This window comes from Azospirillum sp. Marseille-Q6669, assembly GCF_965111635.1.
In genome coordinates, this window is the sequence record NZ_CBCOOP010000001.1 from 980,465 (window position 1) to 1,002,344 (window position 21,880).

Consider the following 21,880-nt stretch of genomic DNA (forward strand, 5'->3'; position numbering starts at 1 on the left):
GTTCGCTCCCGGCTTTCTTTATCAAATGTCCGCGCTGTCGCGCCTGGGCGCAGTGCGAAGCCCTGCCAAACGGCGTGCGATCATTGGCAATGCGCCGGACGCCGGCTGTCCCGGCGGTGCGGTGATCAGCGCCATGGTCGGGAACCAGGGCCGCGCCCCGGTGCCGAGCGCTGTCCAATCCCCCTGCGGCCCGAACCGCCAGACCGGTACGCCCAGCCCTCCCGCCAGTTCCCCCACCGAACTTGCCGGCGTGATGACCAAGTCGAGCGCCGTCATCAAAGCCGCCACGCCGTCCAGGTCGTCCTTCAGGTCGAGATCGCCCCAGCGGTGGATGGTCACCCCGAACCGGTGCTCCGCCTCGGCGATCTCGGCGGCGCAGTCGCCGTATTGCAGAGTGACGAAGACCGCCCCCGGCAGCGCGAACACCGGCCCCCACGCGTCCAGCGGGGCATAGGCTCCGCGGCGCTCCGCCGTCATCAGCCCGCTGCGCCACGCGATTCCCACCTTCAGGCCGGGGCCGAGCGCGTCCACCCGCTCCCGCCATTGGGCGGCCCGCTCGGGGTCGGCGGTCAGGAAGGACGGACGTGATGGAAAGCGGTCGAAGCGGGGCCGCAGCCAGCGCGGCAACGATCCCATGGCGACATGGCGGTCGATTCCGGCGCAGGGCGCCTCGGGATCCGCGGGGGCCGGTCGCCACTCCGCGCGGGGAAAGGACCGCGCGAACAGCGGCACCAGCCGCCGGTCACACTCCACCACCACGGCGGCGGCCCGCGCGATCAAGTCGTCCAGGCAGCCGGCGAACAGGATCTCGTCACCGATCCCCTGCTCCGCCCAGACCAGAAGGCGCAGGCCGGCGGGGTCCTCCCCCTCCCAGGCCGGGACGGCGACGGCACGGGCGGCACCGGACAGTTCACGGGCACGGAAGCGCGCGTCATAGCCGGCCCAGCCCGCTTCCAGTCTGCCGCGGGCAAGATCCAACAGGCCGAGATTGAAGGCTGCCGCCGGGTGCCCCGGTTCCACCCTCAGGGCGCGGCGGCACCAGCGCTCCGCCGCTGCGGTCTCGCCCCGGTCGCGCAACAGCCGCCCCAGATTGGCCAACGCATCTCCTTGCGCCGGCGCCAGGGCGAGCGCGCGGACCAGGGTCCGCCGGGCCTCGTCCGGCCGTCCCGCCCGGCGGAGCGCCACCCCAAGGTTCAGCCAGCCGTCCTCGCGTTCCGGGGCTAGGCGCAGGGCATGGCGATGGCACTCCTCGGCCGCCTCCAAGGCGCCAAGCCGGGTCAGCACCGCACCCCAGTTGTCGTGCGCCTCCGCCAGCGCGGGGTCGGCCAAGGTCGCCCGCCGGTGGGCCTGCGCCGCGGCGCGCAAATCATGCACCGCCTCCAGCGCGTTGCCGAGGTTGGTCAGTGCCGCCGCGGCGCCCGGTTGCAGGGCGAGCGCCAGCCGGAACCGGCGCACCGCCTCCGGCGCACGGCCAAGCGCCATCAGCACGGTCCCCAGGCTCGACTGGGCGGCCCCGTAGGCCGGCAGCGCGTCCAGGGCACGGGCGATGCGCCCCGCCCCCGCAGCGGAGTCGCCGGACTGGTGCGCCAGCAATCCCGACAGGTGGAGCGCGACCGGGTGGTCCGCGCGCGCCGTCAGCACACGCTCGTACAGCGGAGCCGCCTCGGCCAGCCGCCCGTCCCGATGATGGGCGGCGGCGGCTTCCAGCAGGAGGTCCGGGTCAATCGCGACATCCCCGGGTGGCGGTTCGTCGTCCGCCGGCATGAGCCGGCGCAGCGTGATCGCCATCCGGCCCATCACGGCGTCCAGCCCTTCGCCGGGGCGCGGCTGGAAGAGTCGCATCGACGGGAACCAGGGACGGACGCCGGTGCCGAGCTGCGTCCAGTCGCGGTGCCCGAACCGCCACACCGGCACACCCAGGGCGCCGGCCAGCTCGCCGGAGGAGACGGCGGGCGTGAGGACGAGATCCAGATTGGCGGTCAGGGCCGCGGCACCCTCGAAATCGTCCTTGAGATTCAGATCGTCCCAGCGGTGGATGGTCACGCCGAAGCGCGCCTCCGCCGCCGCGATCTCCGCCGCGCAATCCCCGTACTGCAGATTGACGAAGACCACGCCCGGCAGGGCGAACAGCGGCGCCAAGGCGTCGAGCGTGACGTAGGCGGCCCGCCGCTCCCCGTCCATGATCTGGCTGCGCCACGCGATACCGACCTTCAGTCCCGGCCCCAGAGCGGCCAGCCGATCCCGCCAGCGGTCCAGGCGTCCGGGCTCAGGCACCAGCCAGGGCTGGGCCGGAAACCGCTTCCAGTCGGACCGCAGCAACCGCGGCAGCGACGCGGCGGCAACCTGCACGTCCACGTCGCGCGGCTCCACGGTCGGCGGACGGACCGTCGCTCCGGGGAGGGAGCGCGCGAAGAGCGACACCAGACGGTGGTCGCATTCGACCACCAGATGCCCGGCGCGGCGCAGCAGATCGGGATAGCAGGAGGCGAAGAGAATCTCGTCGCCCACCCCCTGCTCCCGCCAGACCAGCAGGCGGGCGGAGGCGATGTTCTCGCCGCGCCAGGGCCGCGCGGCGAAGCGTCGCTTCTGGTCGCGGAACTGGGGAGTGTCGAAGCGCCAGTCATGCTCCGCCCATCCGGGGCGAAGCTCTCCCTGCTCCAGAAGCAGGAGCGACAGGTTGTAATGAGCGGTCGGCAGCGCCGGATTGATCCGGATGGCTTGGCGGTAGGCGGCGATGGCCTCGGCCGGGCGCTGCCGCCGCGCCCAGTGCATGGCGAGATTCGCCTGGGCCTCCGCCATCTCCGGCGCGCGGTCGACCGCCCGGCTGTGGCAGGCGAACGCCTTCTCGACGCGCCCCAGCCGGTCGAGCGCGCTGCCCCGGTGGCTCCAGGCGATGGCGGCGTCCGGTGCGGTCACGGTGGCGCGACGCAGCAGCCGCTCCGCCTCGGCGGGCTGATCGGCCCTCAGGCGGAGCGCGCCGAGACCCACCAGCGCGTCCACCTCCGACGGCGTCAGGGCAAGCGCCCGCCGATGGCTCCACTCCGCCGCGGCCCGGTCCTCGCGCTCGGCGAGCAAATGCCCCAAATGGGTGTGCGCCACACCGAGCGACGGGCGGATCCGCAGGGCGCGCCGCGCGCAGGCCTCCGCTTCGTCACCCGCGCCGCGCTCCCGCAGGAGGGCGGTTCGGTTGAGCCAATGCTCCGCCGCGTCCGGACGGAGCAGGACGGCGTTGCGTTGCGCCGCCAGAGCGGAGTCGTGCCGGCCGGCCGCCTTGCAGGCATCGGCCAGCGCGGCATGGGCGGCGGCGTTGTCGGGATCGGCCTTCACCGCATGAGCCAGCACCACCGCCGCCTCCCCGGCATCGCCTTGGCGAAGCCGCAGAATTCCCAGGAGATGGAGGGCCACGGGATGGTCCGGAACGGAGTCCAGCGCCGCCCGGCACTGGTCTTCCGCTTCCTTCAGCGCCCCGGCGCGGTAGCCGGCGACGGCCTTGGCGACCAGTGGAGCGACATCCACGGGCGCCGCGGGCGGGCGGCTTATCACGCCCTCGACCGGCCGCGCCAGACCGCGCAGGGTGTCGGCGATCCGCGCCATGACAGCGTCCAGCGTCTCGCCGGGACGCGGCTGGAACAGGCGCATCGTCGGGTACCAGGGGCGGACGCCGGTGCCGAGCTGCGTCCAGTCGCGGGCGCCGATGCGCCAGGCCGGTACGCCCAGGGCCCCCGCCAGTTCACCGGTGGACACGGCGGGCGCGATGACCAGATCGAGCGAAGCGGTCAGGGCCGCCGCCGCTTCGAAGTCGTCCTTGAGATTCAGGTCGTTCCAGCGGTGGACGGTCACGCCGAAACGCGCCTCCGCCGCCGCGACCTCCGCCTCGCAGTCGCCATATTGAAGATTGACGAGCACCACTCCGGGAACCGCGAACAGGGGCTCGAACGCTTCCAGAGTGATGTAGGCGGCCTTTCGTTCGGTGGTCATCAACTGGCTGCGCCAGGCGACGCCGATCTTCAACCCCGGCCCCAGGGTGGCCAACCGCTCCCGCCAGACGGCGAGGCGTTCCGGGTCGGGGACCAGCCAAGGACGGGGCGGGAAGCTCGCCAGGTCCGGACGCAGAAGACGCGGGAGAGCGCCCGCGGCGATGTGGGCGTCGCCATCCGGAGAGACCAAAGTCTCCGTTCCATCCGGAGCCGCGGCTTCCCCCCGGACGGTGGCCCAGGGAAAGGAGCGGCTGAACAGGCTGACCAGCCGAGGGTCGCATTCCAGGACAACCTGACCGATCCGGCCCGCCGCCACCCGATCCGCCAGGACGGGATAGCAGGAGGCGAACATCAACTCGTCCCCCACCCCCTGCTCGCGCCAGATCAGAAGGCGGCGGACGGTCGCCGCGTCATCCCGCCAGAGCGGCGCCGCGATGGTGCGCTCCGGATGCCCCTTGGCCTTGAACCGGTCCTGATAGGCCTCCCAGCCCTCCGACAGATTGCCGCTCGCGAGGCTGACCAGGGCGAAGTTCAGCCGCGCCGCCGCAAGGGTCGGGTCGATGCGCAGGGCACGGCGTAGGGTTCGCTCCGCCTCCGCAACGCGCGTCGACTGCCATTGCAGCATGCCGAGGTTGGCATAGGCTTCCGCATGCCCTGGGTCGATGGACAGGGCGCGCCGATGCGCGGCCTCCGCCTCTCCGTTCCGTCCCAGCACGTTCAGGGCAAGACCCATTGTGGTCCATGCGATGGCGCTCCGCGGGGCCAGGCGCACCGAACGCCGGTGCAGGCGCAGCGCGCCCTGCCAGTCGTCCCAGTCCTTGAGGACGTTGCCGAGGTTGGTGTAGCTGTCGGGATAGTCCGGCTGAACGATCAGCGCCCGCCGGTACAGCGCCTCGGCCGCCTCCGCCCGGCGCGCGACCCGGTGGGAGTTGCCGAGATTGTTCAGCGCCTTGCCATAGTCCGGCTGAATGACCAGCGCCCGCCGGAAGACACCGGCGGCCTCCCCTGGCCGCTCCACGCCGTCAAGGCCGGTGCCCAGGTTGTTGAAGGCCACCGCATCGGTGGGACGCAAAGCGATGCACGTCCGCAGCACCGTCACCGCGGCGGCGTGGTCCCCCAGATCGAGCAACGCCACGCCGAGATTGTTCCACGCCCCCGCCAGCAACGGGTCCTGGAGCAGCGCCTCTCGGTAGCGGGCGACCGCTTCCGCCAGCCGTCCATCCCCCTGAAGCGCACTGCCCAGATGGAAGAGCAGCCGCGCGTCCCGGCCCGTGTCGGCATCCACCGCCGGAGCCAGAACCGCCGCCGCCTCGGCGAAGTCTCCGCGCTCGTTCAGAAGTGTCCCCAGATCCCGCGCCACCTCGCGGTCCGTCGGATCATCGGACAGGGCACGGCGCAGGCACAGTTCCGCGTCCGAATGGTTCAGGACGCGCAGCACGAGCGCAAGGCTGCGCCAAGCCTCGGCATGGTCCGGCTGTGCCTGGACCACCCGGTAGAAAGCCAAGGCGGCCTCGTTCAGGCGACCGCGGCGGCGAAGGAGCACCGCCAGATCGAAGCGGGTCGCGGTGCGCCCGGGATCGGCGCGCAGCGCCGCCTCGTAAGCGGCGATGGCGTCGTCGATCCGTTCCTGCGCCTGCAGAAGCAGACCGAGATTGCCGAACGCCTCCGCATAGCCGCCCTGAAGCGCGATGGCGCGACGATAGGCGCGGACCGCATCGTCCGGACGGCTCCGGTCGGCCAGGACGTTGCCCAGGCTGTTGTAGGCGGCGGCGAAGGACGGATCGATGGCCAGGGTCGCACGGAAGCACACCGAGGCTTGCACAGCCTGACCGGCCTGATAGGCGGCGATGCCGGACAAGTGGCGGGCATCGGTGTGGGATGGGTCGGCGGACAGGATGCGGCCGTAGAGTGCCCGTGCCTCGTCCAGATTCCCCGCGCGATGCTGTGCAATGGCGTCGGTCAGAACGTCGTCCGCCGATCGGCCGTCCCAACCCTGCAGGTCCGCTTCGATCACGGTGCCGGATCGACCGCCGGGCTGTCCGCCGCACCTTCGGCGTTGGGTGACGCCTCGGACCCGCCCTTGAACATCTTCCGGCAGATTTTCAGGGCGCGGTAATGGTTGCGCGCCTCGACCAACCGTTCGATCTCATCGAGGTCGTCCCGGCAATCCGGCCGGGCTTCGCGCGTCTCCGCCAGAATGGAGGCGAAGCGTTGCAGATTGAGCACCGCATCTTCCGGGAAGATATAGATGAGCTGAATGACGAAATAGAGCTTCTTCTCGATGCAATCGATCTGCTCTTCCTTCAACACCTCTCGCCCACGAAGGAAATTGGCGGTGTTGTAGAGGAAGAAAGAGCCGGGACGATCGCCGGCCCCGATGACCGCACCGTTGATGATGACCTTTTCATTGGGGCGGAGAACGAACTTCAGAGGCATGAAACGGACCCGGTCCTTGTCTCGGCGGCGCGCGGAAGCGGAAAGCGATTGCCGGAAAGCGCCGCACCAAATGAAACGGGCGGCGGCTTGCGCCGCCGCCCGCCGGGCGTAATCCTACCCGAACTCTCAGGCTTAGAACAGACGCAGGATCGACTGCTGCGACTGGTTGGCCAGCGAGAGGGCGATGGTGCCGAGCTGCTGACGGGTCTGCAGCATCAGCAGGTTCGCACCTTCCTCGTTCTGGTCGGCCAGCGTCAGCTTGCTCGCGCCTTCCGTCAGCACATCGCTGAACTCCTTGGTGAAGTTCTCACGGGTCGTGATGACGTTCAGGTTGGTCGACAGCGTCTGCGAAGACGACCGCAGGTTCTGCTTCGCGTAGTCGATGCTGGCGACCGCCTTGTCGATGTCGGCGCGGTCGGTCCAGTCGTTCTGCGCGTAGTCCAGACGCAGGCCCTGGCCGCTGGTGGTCAGGTTCTGGGCCTTCACCGTGATCGCGTTGGTGTTGCGCTCGTTGAGCTGCACCGTCAGATCGTTGGAGGTGTTGGCGTCGGTCACCTGCACCGAGACCAGGTTGGCCGCGGAGTTGGCCGCCGCCGCCTGCTTGATGCTCTTCTGATCGACGTTGAAGCGCACCGTGCCGGTGTCGAACGCGTAGGCGTTCTCGCCGTCCGACAGCTTGCCCTCGCCGCGCTTGGACATGCCGTCGCGGGTCACCGTGGCGCCGCTCAGGTTGCTGACCGAGATCTGGATGTCGACCTTCTTCTCGATCGTCGAGATGCCGTTGCCGCCGTTGGCAGCCTGCTCCAGCAGCTTGCGGTCGACCGTGAAGGACACGATGGTGCCCGACGCGAAGCTCTCGGAGATGCGCTTGGTCAGGGCGTTCTCGGCGGTGGCCTTGACCGTCATCTCGCGGGCGGCGTTGGTCGTCGTCGCGCCGGACAGCGTGATCGTGCCCGTCGAGCCGACCGTGACGGTCTGGACGTCTTTGCCGCTGAGGCGGCCGTTGGCGCCCAGCGCGCTGTTGATCGACGCCTTGAGCTGGTTGGCGATGTTGTTGCGCGCGGTCTGACCCGTCGCCACGTCGCCGGCGGTGGCGGTGTAGGTGAAGGTCTGGTCTTCGACGGTGATGGTGAAGCTGTCGCCGGCTTCGATCGTGCCGCCCAGCGTCACATTGGTGACCTGCGCGGTACCCGTCGAGGCCGTCCTCGTCGTGTTGGCGGCGATGGTCTGGCTGTTGTCGAAGTAAGTGATCGTGCGCGACTCGTTACCGTCCGAAACGATGAACGACCGCTCGCGGCCCGAGGCGCCACGGACCTCGATCTGCACGTCGGAGAAGCTGCCCGCCGACGTGGTCATCGTGCCGGACAGCTTCAGGCCGACCAGGCCGTGGGCCATTTCGGCGCTGTTGATCTCGCCGGCCGCGCCCTCGATGGAGCCGTCGCCCTTGACGCGCACCGTGTAGGTGTCGGTCGCCACCACGTTGGTGATGCGGGCGTTCTCGATGCCCTGGATGGTGTTGACGGCGCGGCGCGAGTCGCTGGTGGAGTCCAGCCGCAGGCCGTTGCCCGCCAGCAGGTTCTTGCCACCGTAGGCGGAGTCACCGGCCAGCTTGTCGATCTGCTCCTTCAGCGCGTTGAACTGGTTGGAGAGCGACTTGCGGGTGGCGACGGAGCCGGCGTCGGTGCCGAGCGCGGAGTAGGCGGCGGTGGTCAGGCCGCGCGCCTGCTCGATCATGTCGTCGATCGAGGACAAGCCCTTGTCGGCAGCCTTGATGGTGCTGATGGCCTGACCCATCGTGTCCTTCAGCGCGGTCAGATCGCCGGCGCGCTGGGTCAGGTTCTTCGCGGCGAAGAACGACGTCGGGCCGTCGAGCGCCGAGTTGATCTTGTTGCCGGTGGAGAGGATATTCTGCTTCTTCGCGATCGAGTCCTGGACGCCCTGCAGCTGCAGCAGGTTCGTGCGCATCGACGACGAGAGGGAGATGTCGCTGGTAGCCATGGAGTCACTCCTTTTGGAGGATTTCAATCCGTACGACGCTGCGCGCACGGAGAGGGACTAATTCCCTCGGGCTACCGGTAGGCAATAAATGGGCCAGATCGAATTTGCCGCCCAGGCGAGGAAATTCCTGCCTCCGGGCAAATCAGGGCTCGGCAATTTTTACCGAGGGCTCGGCAAGAATTGCCTCCCGACCGGCACCCTTTGCCGGTTGCGCTTCCGACCCGGCAGATTCTGCCGGGCTTGCAGGCAGCAGCATCACCTCGCAAACCGCGAGCGGACCGACGGTCAGCGCCACGCTCCCCCAGGACCAGCCGACGCCGAACCCCGACAGGACGAGGCGCAACGGTCCGTTGCACAACGCCGACCCCAATTCGGAGGCCAGCGCCAGGGGAATGGAGGCGGAGCTGGTGTTGCCGAATCCGGCGAGCCCGACCACCGTCTGATCGGGCGTGGCGCCGAGCTTCTGCGCAAGGTGGCGGATCATCTGGGCGTTGGCCTGATGCAGGACCAGTCGGTCCACCGTTCCCATCGTCCAGCCGGCGCGTTCCAAAACGGAACGGATGTTGCCCGGCACCTCGCGCAGCGTGAAGGCGAAGACCTGGGTGCCGTCCATGAACAGGTGGGCGGGCTCGCCGGGCCGCCGCAGGCCGCCGCCGAGAACGGCAAGGTAAGGGGCGCCGGCGCCGTCGCTGCCCAGTACGAAGGCCATGGGCGCGTCCCCCTCTTCCATGACCAGCGCCGTGGCCGTGGCGGCGTCGCCGAACAAGGGCGCCACGGCGCGGTCGTCGGGGTCGAGCACGCGCGATGTTGTGTCGCCCGCGACCAGCAGGGCGCGCCGCCCGCCCGCCGCCTTCAGCATCGCCGAAGCCGTCCACAGGCCATGCACGTAGCCCGAGCAGCCGAGCGTCAGGTCGAGCACCGCCGCTCCCTTGCCCAGCCCCAGCCGATGGTGGAGCAGATAGCCCGAGGCCGGCAGGATGTGGTCGTGGGTCTGGGTGACCATGACCAGCAGATCGACGCTGTCCGCCGCCCAGCCCAGCCGGTCCAGCAGGCGCCGCGCCGCCGCTTCCCCCAGGTCGGAGGTGCATTGGTGGGGGGGCACCAAGTGGCGCGCCTCGATTCCGGTGGCCTTGGCGATCCGGCGGGCGGCGTCCTCACCGAAGCGGGCGGCCAGATCCTCCACCGTCTCGCGCCGTTCCGGAACGCAGGCGACGATTCCCGCCAGGGCGACGCCCTCGATCACGCTGGCCACCATGGGGGTCTCCTTCCGTCAGCCGGTGATGCCGCCGTCCACGACGATGGTCTGGCCGGTCACGAAACCCGCCCCGTCGCCCAGCAGGAAACGGACCACCGGCACCACGTCGGCCACGTCGCCCAGCCGGCCCAGCGGCGTGCGCCGGACGATCTGGTCGCGCTGCCCGTCGGCCAGCGTGCCGGACATCTCGGTGGCGAGATAACCGGGCGCGACCGAGTTGACGGTGACCTGGAGCCGCCCGACCTCGCGCGCCAGCGCGCGGGTCAGCCCGTCCAGCCCTGCCTTCGACGCCGAATAGACGGACAGCCCATTGTAGCCCCGCTGTCCGATGATCGACGAGATGTTGACGATCCGCCCCGGCCCCCGCTTCATCAGCTTGGCGCGAAGAAAAGCGCGGGCGACCTGGATGGCGCCGGTCAGGTTGACCTGGATGACCTCCTCGACGTCGATCTCCGGGAAGGTCGCCAGCACGCCTTCGCGCGCGATGCCGGCGTTGTTGACCAGCCCCCAGAGCGGCGACGCGCCGCCCCAGTCCAGGGCGGCGTCCATGAAGGCGCGCACCGCCTCCCCATCGCCGATGCGGCAGGGTTGCCAGAACAGATCCGTCCCGGCCAGCCGCTCCAGCGCCTCGCTCGGCGCGCGGCTGCAGGTGGAGACGCGGTAGCCCTCGGCCAGCAGCGCCTCGACGATGCCCAGCCCCAGCCCGCGGCTGCCGCCGGTGACGATGACGTGCCTTTTGCCGTTCATGCCGTTCCCTTCCGCGTCTTCTTGCCCGCCGCCCCCAGGGCGATGCTCCCGGTCATGGTCACCAGACGGGGACGCGCCGCCGGCGGCAGGTCGGCCACGGCGGTGCGGATCGCGGCGCGGAGCACGGCCTCCTCCACCCCTGGCGCCGGGACCACCAGGGCGGTCAGGATGTGGCCGGTCACCGGGTTGGCCGCGGCCTGAACCAAGGCGTCCCTCACGCCCGGCACGTCCAGCAGCACCTGCTCCACCACCTCCGGCGAAACCTTGACCCCGCCGACATTGATCCGACCGTCCAGCCGCCCGGCGAACAGCGCGCGGTCACCGCGCACCTCCACGACGTCGCCGGTGGACAGCCAGCCATCCCCATAGCCGAGCATCGCGCGGGGGCTGTTCACCTCCAGCACACCGCCGCTCAGGCGCAGGCCCACCCCGTCGATGCCGCCATCCAGCCAAGCGGCGGGAAACCCGGCCTGTCCATCGCCCACCGCGAACAGCGCTCCGGCCTCCGTCGAGGCGTAGATATGACGAAGCTTCGCGTTCGGAAAACACTCCGCCAGACGGTCGAGCAGCGGCTGGTCGGCCACCTCCCCGCCCAGCGTGACGGCCGCCAGGGGCGGCGCCTCGCCGTCGAGCGCCAGCAGGAAGGCGCGCCAGAAACTGGGCGTCGCGCTGATGTGGGTCACCGCGTGCCTCACGGCGAGACGCGCCAGTTCCCCCGCACCGGCGCCGGGCGCCGACACCAGCGTCGCCCCCGCCGCCAGTGCCGTCAGGATGACCTGAAGCCCGGCGAAGGCCGCCGGCTCATAGGCCAGCAGCCAACACGCGTCCGGATCGGCGGCACCGCGCAGGCGTCCGCGCAGGCGCTGGAAGTCGTGGCGTATCAGCTTCGGCGTGCCGGTGGTGCCGGAGGTCTCCAGCAACAGCGCGAAGCCCGGCTCGTGGGGCTTGCCGTCCGTCTCCGCGGAGGTGCGGCGCGACAGATGCAGTTCCACCCCGGCCCGTTCGGCGGCGACAAGGGCGGCAATGAGGGCCGGCACGCCCTGCGGCGGCAGGACCGCCCGCCCGCCCGAGTCCCGGAACGCCGCTTCGAAAGCATCGGCCTGCGCGGCGATCTCCACCCAGCCGACGCTTCGCCCCGCCTCGATCAGGCGGACGCCGGGATGCAGCCAGGAGGGTGGCGGCCGGCTCATGCGGACCCGGCGGGCATGTCCGGACGGTGGAGGGCCGGACGGTAGAGGGCCGCCAGTTCCCCGACCGTGTTGAACTGGACGAAGCCGGCGCGGAAGGGGTCCTGACCCGTGCGCTGCTCCAGCACCACCAGCAGCGTGGCGAGGTCGAGGGAGTCGATCGGCAGCTCCCCGCCGAGGAAACGCGTGCCCGGACCGAGCGCCGGCAGGGTCTCCCCCTTTTCGGCGGCGATGCGGGCAAGCTCTTCGGCGATCAGCGCGAACATGGAGTCGGTCATCGGGGGTCGCATGCGGAAAGGAAGTCGCGGAGGGTGGCCGTGACGGGGGTCGCCGCCTCACTATGCGGCAAGTGCCCGGCCTTGTCGAAGAGATGAAGCGGCGCGTCGGGGGGCAGGCGGTCGGCGGCCGGCACCGGGATGATGCGGTCCTCCCGCCCCCACAGGAGCTGGATCGGCATGGGGAAGACCGTCCAGTCCACCGGGTCGGGCGACCGGTGCGCCTCCGCGAAGGAGGCGGCGATGATCCGCTCCAGAGCGGTGCGGCGGCGGGAATCGGTGGCCTGGGCGTGCATCACTTCGCCGACGCGGCCCGCCAGCAGCCAGGGACGGGCGAACAGGCGCGCGGCGCAGTCCCGCCCCTCCTCCACCGTTTCCAGCGCGGCGACACGCCGCAGGAACTCCAGATCGAAATCGGGGCCGAGGCCGGCGCTGGCGACCAGCGAGAGGCTGGCCACCCGATCCGGGGCCAGACGCGCCAGTTCCAGGGCGACGTATCCGCCCATGGAGTGGCCGACGGCGTGAACGCGCGGAATCTCCAGCGCATTCAGCAGGCGCAGCAACCAGGGCGCGAAGGCGCCGACCCGCCCCTCCCCGACCTCCAGGGTCGAGGCGCCGTGCCCCGGCAGATCCACCGCCAGGACCCGGCGGTCGGCGGCCAGCGCCGCGGCGTTGAACTGCCAAGTCAGCGAATCCCCGGCGAAGCCGTGCAGCAGCAGAGCCGGAACGCCGCCCTGCCCCATCGACAGATAGGAGGCCGGACCGCCTTCGATGTCCGCCCGTCCGCGCCTTGGGGAGCGCTCAATCCTTCCGGTCACCGGAAATTCAGGCCGTTACGGCGATGCCGGCCAGACCCAGCAGGTCGTCCACCGTCTTCGCCTTGACGAGCTTCTCGCCTTCCACGACGTGGCCGAGCCTCTCATCGACCAAAGCGATGAAGCTGATGACGGCCAGCGAGTCCCAAGCGTCGATCGATTCGAGTTCTTCCGCGCCCGTCAGGGTGCCGGCGTCCAGCTCCAGCATCTCGTCGAGCGCGAGCAGGAATTCCTTGCGGTCCATGGTGGTGTCTCCGTTTCAGTGGAGCGTGTTCTGACGCACGCTGCCGTTCAGGTCGGCCCATTCAGGGTTCTGGCGCAGCAGATTGCAACAATCCTGCCAGCCGAAGCCGGGATTTTCGGGGAGCAAGGCGCCCAGCAGGCAGCGGACCAGTTCCAGGTCGGCGGCCTCGTCCACGCACCAGCGCTGGTCCAGCACGCTGCCGTCTTCCGGCGCCAGGGGGATGCCGATGCGGAAACGCTCCGGACGGCGGTAGATATGGGCGGTGACGTGCTCGCGCTCCGCCGGGTCGGTGGCGGAGGCGGAGGCCTCGTCCAGAGCGGCACGGGTGAGGACCTCGCTGTCCAGGCCGCGCGGGAAGCGGGTGACGTCCAGGCTGAGATAGTCCAGCGGCGGCGCCGACTCCAGGAAGGCGGTCACCATGCGGTCCACCAGCGCCGGGTCGATCAGCGGGCAATCGGCGGTGACCCGCACCACCACGTCGGCGCCGGCCATGGCGGCGGCCCCGGCGAAGCGTCCGAGCACGTCCTGCTCGTCGCCGCGGAACACCGGAACGCCGAGCGATCCCGCCAGTTCCGCCACCGGGTCGTCGGTGCCGTTCACCGTGGTCGCCAGCACCAGCGCGTCGAGCGTCCGGCAGCGCGCCAAACGGCCCAGATGATGCGCCAGCAGCGGCTGCCCCGCCGCCGCCATCAGCACCTTGCCGGGCAGGCGGGTCGAGGTCATGCGGGCCTGCGAGATGCAGACCACGCGCGGCTTGGCCGTGGCGGCGCTCATTCATCCTCCGAGGCCAGCATCTCCCAGCGCAGCGGCTCGCCGCGCGTCAGCGCGCGGGCGGCGCGGCGGCCGAGCACAGCGGGAAGATGTTTCGGCTCCAGGCCGAAGCCGGGACGGATGGAGCGGACGCTGGCGGCGCTCAGCGCCTCGCCCGCCGCCACGTCGGCGGTGACGTAGAGGGAGCGACGGTAGTCCCGCCCGCCCGCCTCGCTCGGCTTCACCCCGTAATGGACGCGGCCCAGCGCCGCCCAGGCGGTGCGCACGGAATCGGCCATCGCCTTGAACTCCGCCGGTTCCAGGGAGAAGGCGCTGTCCACCCCGCCGTCGGCGCGGGACAGGGTGAAATGCTTCTCGATCACCACCGCGCCCAGCGCCGCCGCGGCGACCGGCACCGCTGCACCGTGGGTGTGGTCGGACAGGCCGGCGTCGACGCCGAAGGCCTGCGCCAGATGCGGGATGGTGCGCAGGTTGCAGTCCTCGGGCGGTGTCGGGTAGCCGCTGACGCAATGGAGCAGCACGAGCGGCGCGTCGCCCGCCGCCTCCACCGCCTCCGCGATCTCGCCCAGAGTGGCGAGGCCGGTGGACAGGATCAGCGGCTTGCCCGAGCGGGCGGCCCGGCGGATCAGCGGCAGGTCGTTCAACTCGAAGGAGGCGATCTTGAAGGCCGGGGCGTCCAGCCGCTCCAGCAGCTCCACTGCCGTGTCGTCGAAGGGGGAGCTGAAAATGGTCAGGCCGATGGCGCGGGCGCGCTCGAACAGTGGCCCGTGCCACTCCCAAGGGGTATGGGCTTCGCGGTAAAGGTCGTGCAGGGTGCGGCCCTTCCACAACCCGCCCTCCAGCAGGAAGCCCGGCCCGTCATGGTCGATGGTCAGGGTGTCGGCGGTGTAGGTCTGCAGCTTCACCGCGTCGGCGCCGGCCTCCTTGGCGGCGTCTACCAGGGCGAGCGCCCGGTTCAGGTCGCCCTTGTGGTTGCCCGACATCTCGGCGATCAGATAGGGCGGATGGCCGGGGCCAATGGGACGGCTGTTGATAATGACGTCGCGCGGCACGGAGGGCGGTCTCGCTGTGATGGTCGGGTTTCACTCTGCCACGGAAGCGAACGACGGGTCTTCCTTTTGTGCGCCCGCCTTGGCCGCAGCCCGCAGAAGGTCCCGCGCCTCCTCGCCATAGGCCAGCAGCCGTTCGGCGCAGCGGTGACGGTCGCCGACGGTCTGAAAACGGATGCGCGACAGCTCCGACTGCCGCTCCCGCAGCGCCGGGTCGGCGACGAGGGCGGCGGCCCGCTCCACGTAGGCGGCGGCGTCCGGAACGGGAATGCCGGCTCCCGCCACGCTCGCCACGTCGCCCCAGGCCAGCGTGACCACCGGCAACCCCTCCGCGATGGCGTAGGCGGCGCTGCCGCCGCCGCCCTGGCGCGACGGGTTGAGGTAGGCGTGGCAGCGCCGGTAGAAGGCGCGGATGTCCTTGAGATGACCCAGGCTGCGCATCCGCGCGCCATTGCGCGTCGCCTTCAGCCGGGCCGGCAACTGCTCAACCTCTCCCGCGAAGACGATCACCGCGCCGGGGCAACGGTCGAGGATGGCATCGGCCAGCGCGAGGAATTCCGCGGTCACCTCGATGTCCAGGCGGGTGCCGACCACGGCGAAGACGAAGGCTACATCGCCCAGATCGGGAGCGCCCTCGACACCCGCCGTGGGGGGCGGGGAAAAGCCCAGCGTGAAAGGCCGGAAGCGCCGCGCGAAGGGGCCGCGGTACAGCGCCGGCATGGCGTCGGTGTGGTTCCCCTCCTCGTAGCCCAGCACCAGATGGGCCAGCGAGATGGTCATGCCCGAGGTGGTGGGCAGGCAGACCACCGGCCGCGCATCGGTCACCGCGAACAGGTCGCCCACCACGTTGGCCCCGCCGAAGGTCACCAGCAGGTCGGGGTCGTAACCGTCGATGGCGCCGACGATGGTGGACAGCTTGTCCTTGGAAAAGGTGCGGTCGGTGAAGGACGCCATCTTCACCTGTTTGCCGAACATCTTCAGGGCGAAGACGCCCTCGTAGTCGGCGACCAACTCCGCGACCATCGGTGGCACGAACAGGCTCTCGGCCCGCAACGGCATGGTGTTGCAATTGATGATGGCGACATCGAGTCCGAAATCGTCCTGGAGCCGGCTGGCGTAGTCGAAGCAGTCGCGCGAGGGCTGGTGCTGGTCGTTGGTGAACTGGTTGGTCAGCACGGCCACCCGTCGGATCGGCCCGGCGCGCGGCACATGGCGCGGCGGAACGACGCCCCAGCGCCGCGCCACCGCCCAAACCAGATCCTCGTAGAAGCGGAACAGGTCGCAGGGTCCGAAGGCGCCCAGCTTCTCCGGTGCCGACGCCGCCAGGAACAGCTGCCGCGCCATGCACCAGTAGGTGTAGTGCATCAACTGCGGCCCGACCCGCTCCCCACCCAGCAGCAAATAATGAAGAATTCGCTCGTAGTGGTAGAGGTCGCCGGTCAACTGGAACAGCACGGAGTGGAGCAGCACCGTCTCCCCGGTCGGCGGGTCGCGGCGAAGCGCCTCGGCGATGGACAGGCGGACATCCCGATCCAGTTCGCGGCGCATCCGCTCGCAGTGGGTCGTCAGGGCGTTGAGGCGGTCGGCGTTGAACTGACGCTCGGCCAGCAGGGCCTTCAGCGTGGCAGCCTGTTCCCCGGCGATGTCGGACATGCGGATCCCCCAACCGGCGCCTGTGTTGCGCCCCGCCTCCTGATAGCCCCGGCGTGGTTAAGGTTTCAAGAACGCGCCGCGCGCTCGGCCAGAGCCGCCGCAACTTCGTCCGCCACCGTGGCCCAATCGCCGGGACGGGGCTGGCGGAACAGGCGGGCGGTCGGGTACCACGGGCTGTCGGCGCGGTCGAGCAGCCAGCGCCAGTCCGGCGCGTGGGACAGCAGCACCCACAGGGGGACGCCCAGCGCCCCGGCCAGATGAGCGGGCGCGGTGCAGGAGGACACCACGAGGTCCAGCGACGCCATGATCGCCGCGGTGTCGGCGAAGTCGCGAATCTCCGGCGCCAGATCGGTGAAGGAGGGCGGCATCGCCCGCCGCGCCAGCTCGTCATGGCCGGGGCCGAGTTGCAGGCCGAAGAAGCGGCAGCCCCGCACCGCCAGCAGAGGGGAGATCGCCGCCAAGCCCGGCGACCGCTCCCGGTCACCGGCGAACTGCGGGTTGCCGGCCCAGACCAGCCCGACCGTGAGACCGTCGCCGGCCAGCCGTTCCCGCCACGCCGCGTGGCGCGCCGGATCGGCGGTCAGGTAGGGGACGGCGGCGGGAACGGTCTCCAGCCGTGTGGCAAAGGCCCGCGGCAGGCTGAGCAGCGGGCACTGCCAGTCGAAGGCGGGCAAAGCCTCGCCGCGCGCAAACACCCGCTCCACCTCCGGCAGGCCGCGGAACAGGGGAACCAGATCGGCCCCGACCTCCAGCAGCACGCGGGCACCGCGGGCGGCGACCAGGGGGGCGTAGCGGACGAACTGGATGGCGTCGCCTCGGCCCTGTTCCTCGTGCAGCAGGATGGTTTGTCCGGCGATGGCTTCGCCGCTCCACAGCGGCTGCGGCAGCCCGCGCGGCCTGGTCGGGAAATCAGCCACGCCCCAGCGTGCCTCGTAATCCTCCCAGCCGCCGGTCAGGTCGCCGGCGAGGAGCCGCGCCAGCGCGCGGTTCCAGCGCGCCTCGGCGCTGGCCGGCTGGAGGCGGACGGCCTGATCGTGCAGGCGCAGCGAGGCGGCGATCTCCCGCCGGTCGCGCAGCCGGTTCGCCAGACCGCTCAGCGCACTGCGGTGATCCGGCTGAAGGGCCAACGCCCGGTGAAGCGACGCCAGAGAGCCGGGTTCGGACAAGGACAGCGCGTGCCAGCCGTTCGCCGCGTCCGGACGCAGCCGCAGCAGGCGGCGCAGCGCCGCCATGCTCTCCGCCTCCCCGCCCGTTCTGAGCCGGGCGGCGGCGAGAAGCTCCAGCGCGCCGTCGCTCGCCGGGTCGAGCGCCAGCGCACCGCGCAGAGCCGTGGCGGCGGCGTCCCAACGTCCCGCCTCGTAATGGGCGCGGCCAAGATTGAGCCGGACCGTCGTGTCCTCCGGCAACAACGCCGCTGCGTGCGTCAGCGCCGCCGGCGCCGCCGGGTCCTGGACGCGCTGAAGCGCCACCCCGAGATGGTGCCACGCTTCCCCATGGTCGGGACGCAGCCGGACGGCGCGGCGCAGGGCCGTCATCGCCTCACCCGTCCGTCCCTCGTAGCGCAGCAGGATTCCGGCCTGGACCAGCGGCTCGGCGAGGTCGGGCTGGAGGAGGGTCGTGCGGCGATAGGCCGCCATGGCGAGCCCGCCCTGCCCCGCTTGCCGCGCCGCTCCGGCCAACGGAAAAGCGAGCGCAGCCGAATCGGGACAAAGGCACAAGGCGGCGCGGTACTCCTCGGCCGCTGCGGCGGGGTTGCCGCGGGCCTGATGCAGCATGGCGAGGTTGGCGCGGTATTCGGGAAGGCCGGGGCGCAGCGCCACCGCCCGGCCCAGCAGTTCGGCGGCCTGCTCCAGACGCCCGCCCTGGGCGCAGAGAAGGCCGTAGAGGTGAAGGGCGTTGGGCTCGTCCGGAATCGCGTCGAGGATGCGCCCGTAGAGGGTTTCCGCCTCTTCCGTCCGCCCGGCGGTGTGAAGATCGAGCGCGATGGCCAGCGCCTCGTCCAGCGTCGCCACAGCGCCCACTCCGCTCAGGTCTCGCGGCCGCCGATCACGCTGGCGGCGACCGCCAGACTTTCCGGCGTGCCCATGTCGATGAAGCGCGCCTTGGCAACGTGGCCGTGCAGGGTTCCCGGCGGCATCTTGTGCAGCACGTCGCGGGTCAGCGAACTGGCCCCGGAGGCCGCGATGCGGTCAAGGAAGGCCGCAGAGAAGAGATAGACTCCGGCGTTGATGACGCCGCGCCCCGGGGCCTTGTCGAGGAACTGGCGGACGCGGCTGTCCGGCCCGACTTCCACCCGGCCGAAGCGGGCGGCGTCCTCCACCTCCACGCACAGCACCGACGCTTCCGCCCCCGACAGGCGGTGCGAGGCGACGAAGGCGCGCAGGTCGGCGTCCAGGAAGGTGTCGCCGCTCATCACCAGGACGGTGCCGGCCTTCAGGTCCTTGCGGATGTAGGCGAGCGCCGCGGCGGAGCCCATCTGGCTCGGCTCGATCTGGCAGACGACGTCCAGCGAGCGGTTGGTGTCGCCCTGGGCCAGCCACGCCGTCACCCGGTCGGCCAGATGGCCCAGGCACAGCACCACCCGGCGCGCGCCATAGGCCGCCAGATGATCCAGCAGATGTCCGAGAAAGGCGCGGCCCGCGATGGGCGCAAGCACCTTGGGCGTGTCGCCCGAGACGCCCCGCATGCGCGAGCCGAGACCACCGGCAAGCAGCGTGACGTCGATGTCCGTCAAGGCTTCCTCAGGCCGCACCGTGCTTCCCCTCATGCTCCCGGCGCCGCGGCGCCGCCCCCACACCCGCCGCATACCGCGTCGGCGGTGGATTGGTCAAACATTCGGTGGGGGTGACGGCGAACTTTCCCGGCCGACCGCCCAACGTAAGCCCCCAACCGCCTGGCCTATTCCGCGAAGGCGGCCAGCGTGGTTTCGCGCGGGAAGATATGGGGGTGCCCCTCCCAATCGCTGCGCAGCGTTTCGAACACATGGACGTCATGGAAACGGCCATATTTCTGGACATGTTGACGCAGCACCCCGACCTCGCGCGCCTTTACAACCCTCTGGATGCGGATGACCGTGTCGTTGCCCTCCATGAAATAGTTGAAGAGCTTGTTCATCCCCAAACCGTAGAAGCAATAGTCCATGATGAAGCAGTGCAGGAAGCCTGCGAGCCGCCGCCTGTCCTTCTCATCCACGATATACGAGCCGGAGGAGCAGCGCAGATGCACCCGGTCGATGTCATAGTAGGAAAGATAGCCGACCGGGCGGCCCTCATGCTCGATGATGAAATGGCGGAAGTCCGCGCGGGCGTCCATTGCGGCCAGCCACGCGCGCTGCCGGTCGACGTCCGGGTTCTCCAGATCGGTGAACATGAAGCGGGTGATCGACGGCTCGGTTCGCCAGCGCAGCAGCATCTCGGCATCGTCGGTCGTCGGTCGGCGGAAGCGGAACATGAACCCTCACCCTCAAACGCCTGCGGCGTCACGTCGCCAGATAGCCGCCGTCCACCGGCAGCATCACCCCGTTGATCCAACCGCTGGCCGGCGACAGCAGGAAGGCGATGGCCGAGGCCACGTCCTCCGGCTTACCGAAGCCCATGGGATGGGCCGCTCGGATCGCCTCGAACTGCTCCGCCGTGGTGGTGCGGCGGAAGCGCTCCATCATCTCCGTCTCGACCATCGCCGGGGCGACGCAGTTGACGCGGATGCCGTCGCGCAGGAACTCCATGGCCAGCCCGCGGGTGGCCGAGACCAGCCCGCCCTTGGCCGCCGAATAGACCACGTTGCCCGGCTGCCCGATCTCCGCGGCGACGGAGGACACCAGGACCAGCGCCGCCGGTTCGGCGTGGCAGCCCTTCTGCCGCAGGCCGCGGGCCAGCGCCAGAGCGCTCAGCAGGTTGGCGTGGAGGATGCCGTCGAAGAAGGCGCGGTCGACGCCGCGCACCGGCTTGCCGACCTGCACCCCGGCGCAATGGGCCAGCCCGGCGATGGGGCCGCCGGCCTCCGCCTGCGCCTTGACCCAGCCGGGGATGGCGTCGCTGTCCGACAGGTCGAACGCCACCGACCGGTGCCCCTCCCCCGGCAGAAGCGCCAGCGTCTCATCGAGCCGCCCGGCGTCGCGCCCATTGAGCGTGACCTTCGCGCCGAGCCTGGCGGCCAGCAAAGCGGTCGCCCGCCCGATCCCGGCGGAGGCGCCGGTGACCAGGACATGCCGTCCGGCGAGATCGACGAGCGGGCTCATGTCCCCGGTCATGTCCCGGCTCATTCGGCCGCCATGCGGGCGAGCCACGCCCGGTGGAAGGCGGCGATGCGCTCCTCGCAGACGCCGAGGACGGCCGGGGTCTGGACCTGCTTCAGCCCCTTGTGGGTGGCTTCGGCGACGCGCTGGTCCTCACCCAGGATGGTGCGGTTGAAGCCGGCGACATTGGCCTCCACCGCCTTGCGCGCAGCCCCGCCCTTGGTCTGCGGCTTGGAGGTCTCGCCCACAAACAGGCGGAAATGCAAGTCGCAGCGGTCCGGCCCGACAGGGTCGTAGGTCTGGACACTCATCAGCGCGCCGTGGGAGACGCCGATGGCGAGGTTGGGGAAGATCAGATAGTGGTCGTAGCTCTCCAGCCGGTCGCTGCGCGGCAGCCCCATCTTCTGGCTCACCCCGTCCCACCAGCGCGCCGAGCCGTCGGACAGCTGGCTGATGCCCCGCGAATGCTCGCCCTCGTAGGAGCAGATCCAGACCTTCTTGACATAATTCTTGAAGGTTTCCGGGTGGGTGGCGTCGACGTGGTAGACCTCCAGGGCGGTTTCCAGCGCCGCCTTCCAGTTGGCGTTCCAGGGCAGCACGCCCTCGTCGATGCGGTCGGTGAACAGCGCCGACAGATGGTCGAGGACGGCGCCGTACGCTCCCAACTGCTCGTCAAGCCCCGGCCCGGCCGGCTCCAGCCGGACGAAGACGAAGCGGCCCCGCACCGCCACCTCGAAACGCCGCAGGGCGAGGCGCTTCTTCGCGGCGTCGTCCAGGCCGAAATGCTCGCGGTTTCCGGGGATGCCGACCGGAACGCCGTCGCGGTTGAAGACCCAGCCGTGATAGGGACAGACCGGCTTGCCGTTGCCGCAGGGTCGCAGGTGGATCAGCGAATAGCGGTGCGTGCAGACATTGTGGTAGGCCCGCAGCTCGCCGTCGAAGTTCTGGACCAAAACCGAGGTGCCGGCGATGTCCGCGGTGATGAAGTCGTTGTCGTTGCGCAGGTCGTCCGTAAATCCAACGAACATCCAGCAGCGGCGGAAGACTCGTGCCGCCTCTTCGGCGTGATTGGCCTCGCCGGAGTAACGCTGGGGCGGGATCACCATGTCGGGCGGGAACGAAAGCCGGCTTTGCTGACCCCGGTCATCCATGGCTGATTCCATTTATCGGTTCGTTAATCATTCGACCCTAGCGTTCTTTCGGTTAATAGTCTCCGAATTCGCCCAAGTCCAGGACGGA

The 21,880-nt window shown here is 70.4% G+C and carries 17 protein-coding genes; all 17 read right to left on the reverse strand.

The window, feature by feature from the left end:
* Positions 1–21 precede the first annotated feature (21 nt).
* The 17 genes from ACWPXE_RS04175 to ACWPXE_RS04255 all read right to left on the reverse strand — a co-directional run bounded on the left by ACWPXE_RS04175 (position 22) and on the right by ACWPXE_RS04255 (position 21,792).
* Complete coding sequence (locus ACWPXE_RS04175; RefSeq protein WP_454016805.1) at positions 22–5,991, reverse strand: tetratricopeptide repeat protein; 5,970 nt, start codon at positions 5,989–5,991, stop codon at positions 22–24.
* Positions 5,988–6,413, reverse strand: a complete 426-nt coding sequence (locus ACWPXE_RS04180; protein ID WP_454016806.1) for a flagellar biosynthesis repressor FlbT — start codon at positions 6,411–6,413, stop codon at positions 5,988–5,990. The genes ACWPXE_RS04175 and ACWPXE_RS04180 overlap by 4 nt, the downstream gene beginning before the upstream one ends.
* Before the next feature lie 132 nt (positions 6,414–6,545).
* Entirely contained in the window at positions 6,546–8,411 is a 1,866-nt protein-coding gene (locus tag ACWPXE_RS04185; RefSeq protein ID WP_454016807.1) for a flagellin N-terminal helical domain-containing protein, read from the reverse strand.
* Between the two features lie 142 nt (positions 8,412–8,553).
* Complete coding sequence (locus ACWPXE_RS04190; protein ID WP_454016808.1) at positions 8,554–9,666, reverse strand: ketoacyl-ACP synthase III; 1,113 nt, start codon at positions 9,664–9,666, stop codon at positions 8,554–8,556.
* Between the two features lie 15 nt (positions 9,667–9,681).
* The gene (locus ACWPXE_RS04195; protein ID WP_454016809.1) at positions 9,682–10,413 is read right to left on the reverse strand and encodes an SDR family NAD(P)-dependent oxidoreductase; all 732 of its coding nucleotides are present in this window, start codon (positions 10,411–10,413) and stop codon (positions 9,682–9,684) included.
* Positions 10,410–11,603: an ANL family adenylate-forming protein gene (locus tag ACWPXE_RS04200; RefSeq protein ID WP_454016810.1), complete on the reverse strand. Its 1,194-nt coding sequence runs from the start codon at positions 11,601–11,603 to the stop codon at positions 10,410–10,412. Before ACWPXE_RS04200 ends, ACWPXE_RS04195 begins: the two co-directional genes overlap by 4 nt.
* On the reverse strand, positions 11,600–11,878 hold the full coding sequence (locus ACWPXE_RS04205) for a phosphopantetheine-binding protein (protein ID WP_237906292.1): 279 nt from the start codon (positions 11,876–11,878) through the stop codon (positions 11,600–11,602). The genes ACWPXE_RS04200 and ACWPXE_RS04205 overlap by 4 nt, the downstream gene beginning before the upstream one ends.
* The gene (locus ACWPXE_RS04210; protein WP_454016811.1) at positions 11,875–12,693 is read right to left on the reverse strand and encodes an alpha/beta fold hydrolase; all 819 of its coding nucleotides are present in this window, start codon (positions 12,691–12,693) and stop codon (positions 11,875–11,877) included. Before ACWPXE_RS04210 ends, ACWPXE_RS04205 begins: the two co-directional genes overlap by 4 nt.
* Positions 12,694–12,700: 7 nt before the next feature.
* Positions 12,701–12,934 (reverse strand): acyl carrier protein, encoded by a 234-nt coding sequence (locus ACWPXE_RS04215; RefSeq protein ID WP_237906294.1) that lies wholly within the window; start codon positions 12,932–12,934, stop codon positions 12,701–12,703.
* A gap of 15 nt (positions 12,935–12,949) precedes the next feature.
* Positions 12,950–13,708, reverse strand: coding sequence for a cytidylyltransferase domain-containing protein (locus tag ACWPXE_RS04220; RefSeq protein ID WP_454016812.1), 759 nt, complete (start codon positions 13,706–13,708; stop codon positions 12,950–12,952).
* The gene (gene pseI / locus ACWPXE_RS04225) at positions 13,705–14,757 is read right to left on the reverse strand and encodes a pseudaminic acid synthase (protein WP_454016813.1); all 1,053 of its coding nucleotides are present in this window, start codon (positions 14,755–14,757) and stop codon (positions 13,705–13,707) included. The genes ACWPXE_RS04220 and pseI overlap by 4 nt, the downstream gene beginning before the upstream one ends.
* 30 nt (positions 14,758–14,787) lie before the next feature.
* Complete coding sequence (locus tag ACWPXE_RS04230; RefSeq protein ID WP_454016814.1) at positions 14,788–16,407, reverse strand: glycosyltransferase; 1,620 nt, start codon at positions 16,405–16,407, stop codon at positions 14,788–14,790.
* Between the two features lie 65 nt (positions 16,408–16,472).
* The gene (locus tag ACWPXE_RS04235) at positions 16,473–18,419 is read right to left on the reverse strand and encodes a tetratricopeptide repeat protein (RefSeq protein WP_454016815.1); all 1,947 of its coding nucleotides are present in this window, start codon (positions 18,417–18,419) and stop codon (positions 16,473–16,475) included.
* 14 nt (positions 18,420–18,433) lie between these two features.
* Positions 18,434–19,141, reverse strand: a complete 708-nt coding sequence (locus ACWPXE_RS04240; RefSeq protein WP_236778230.1) for a sugar phosphate nucleotidyltransferase — start codon at positions 19,139–19,141, stop codon at positions 18,434–18,436.
* A 164-nt stretch (positions 19,142–19,305) separates the two neighbouring features.
* Positions 19,306–19,857: a GNAT family N-acetyltransferase gene (locus tag ACWPXE_RS04245; protein ID WP_237906300.1), complete on the reverse strand. Its 552-nt coding sequence runs from the start codon at positions 19,855–19,857 to the stop codon at positions 19,306–19,308.
* A gap of 28 nt (positions 19,858–19,885) precedes the next feature.
* On the reverse strand, positions 19,886–20,656 hold the full coding sequence (locus tag ACWPXE_RS04250) for an SDR family NAD(P)-dependent oxidoreductase (RefSeq protein WP_454016816.1): 771 nt from the start codon (positions 20,654–20,656) through the stop codon (positions 19,886–19,888).
* A gap of 8 nt (positions 20,657–20,664) precedes the next feature.
* Positions 20,665–21,792 carry an aromatic ring-hydroxylating oxygenase subunit alpha gene (locus ACWPXE_RS04255; RefSeq protein WP_454016817.1) on the reverse strand — a complete coding sequence of 376 codons (1,128 nt, stop codon included), beginning with the start codon at positions 21,790–21,792 and terminating at the stop codon, positions 20,665–20,667.
* Positions 21,793–21,880: the final 88 nt, after the last annotated feature.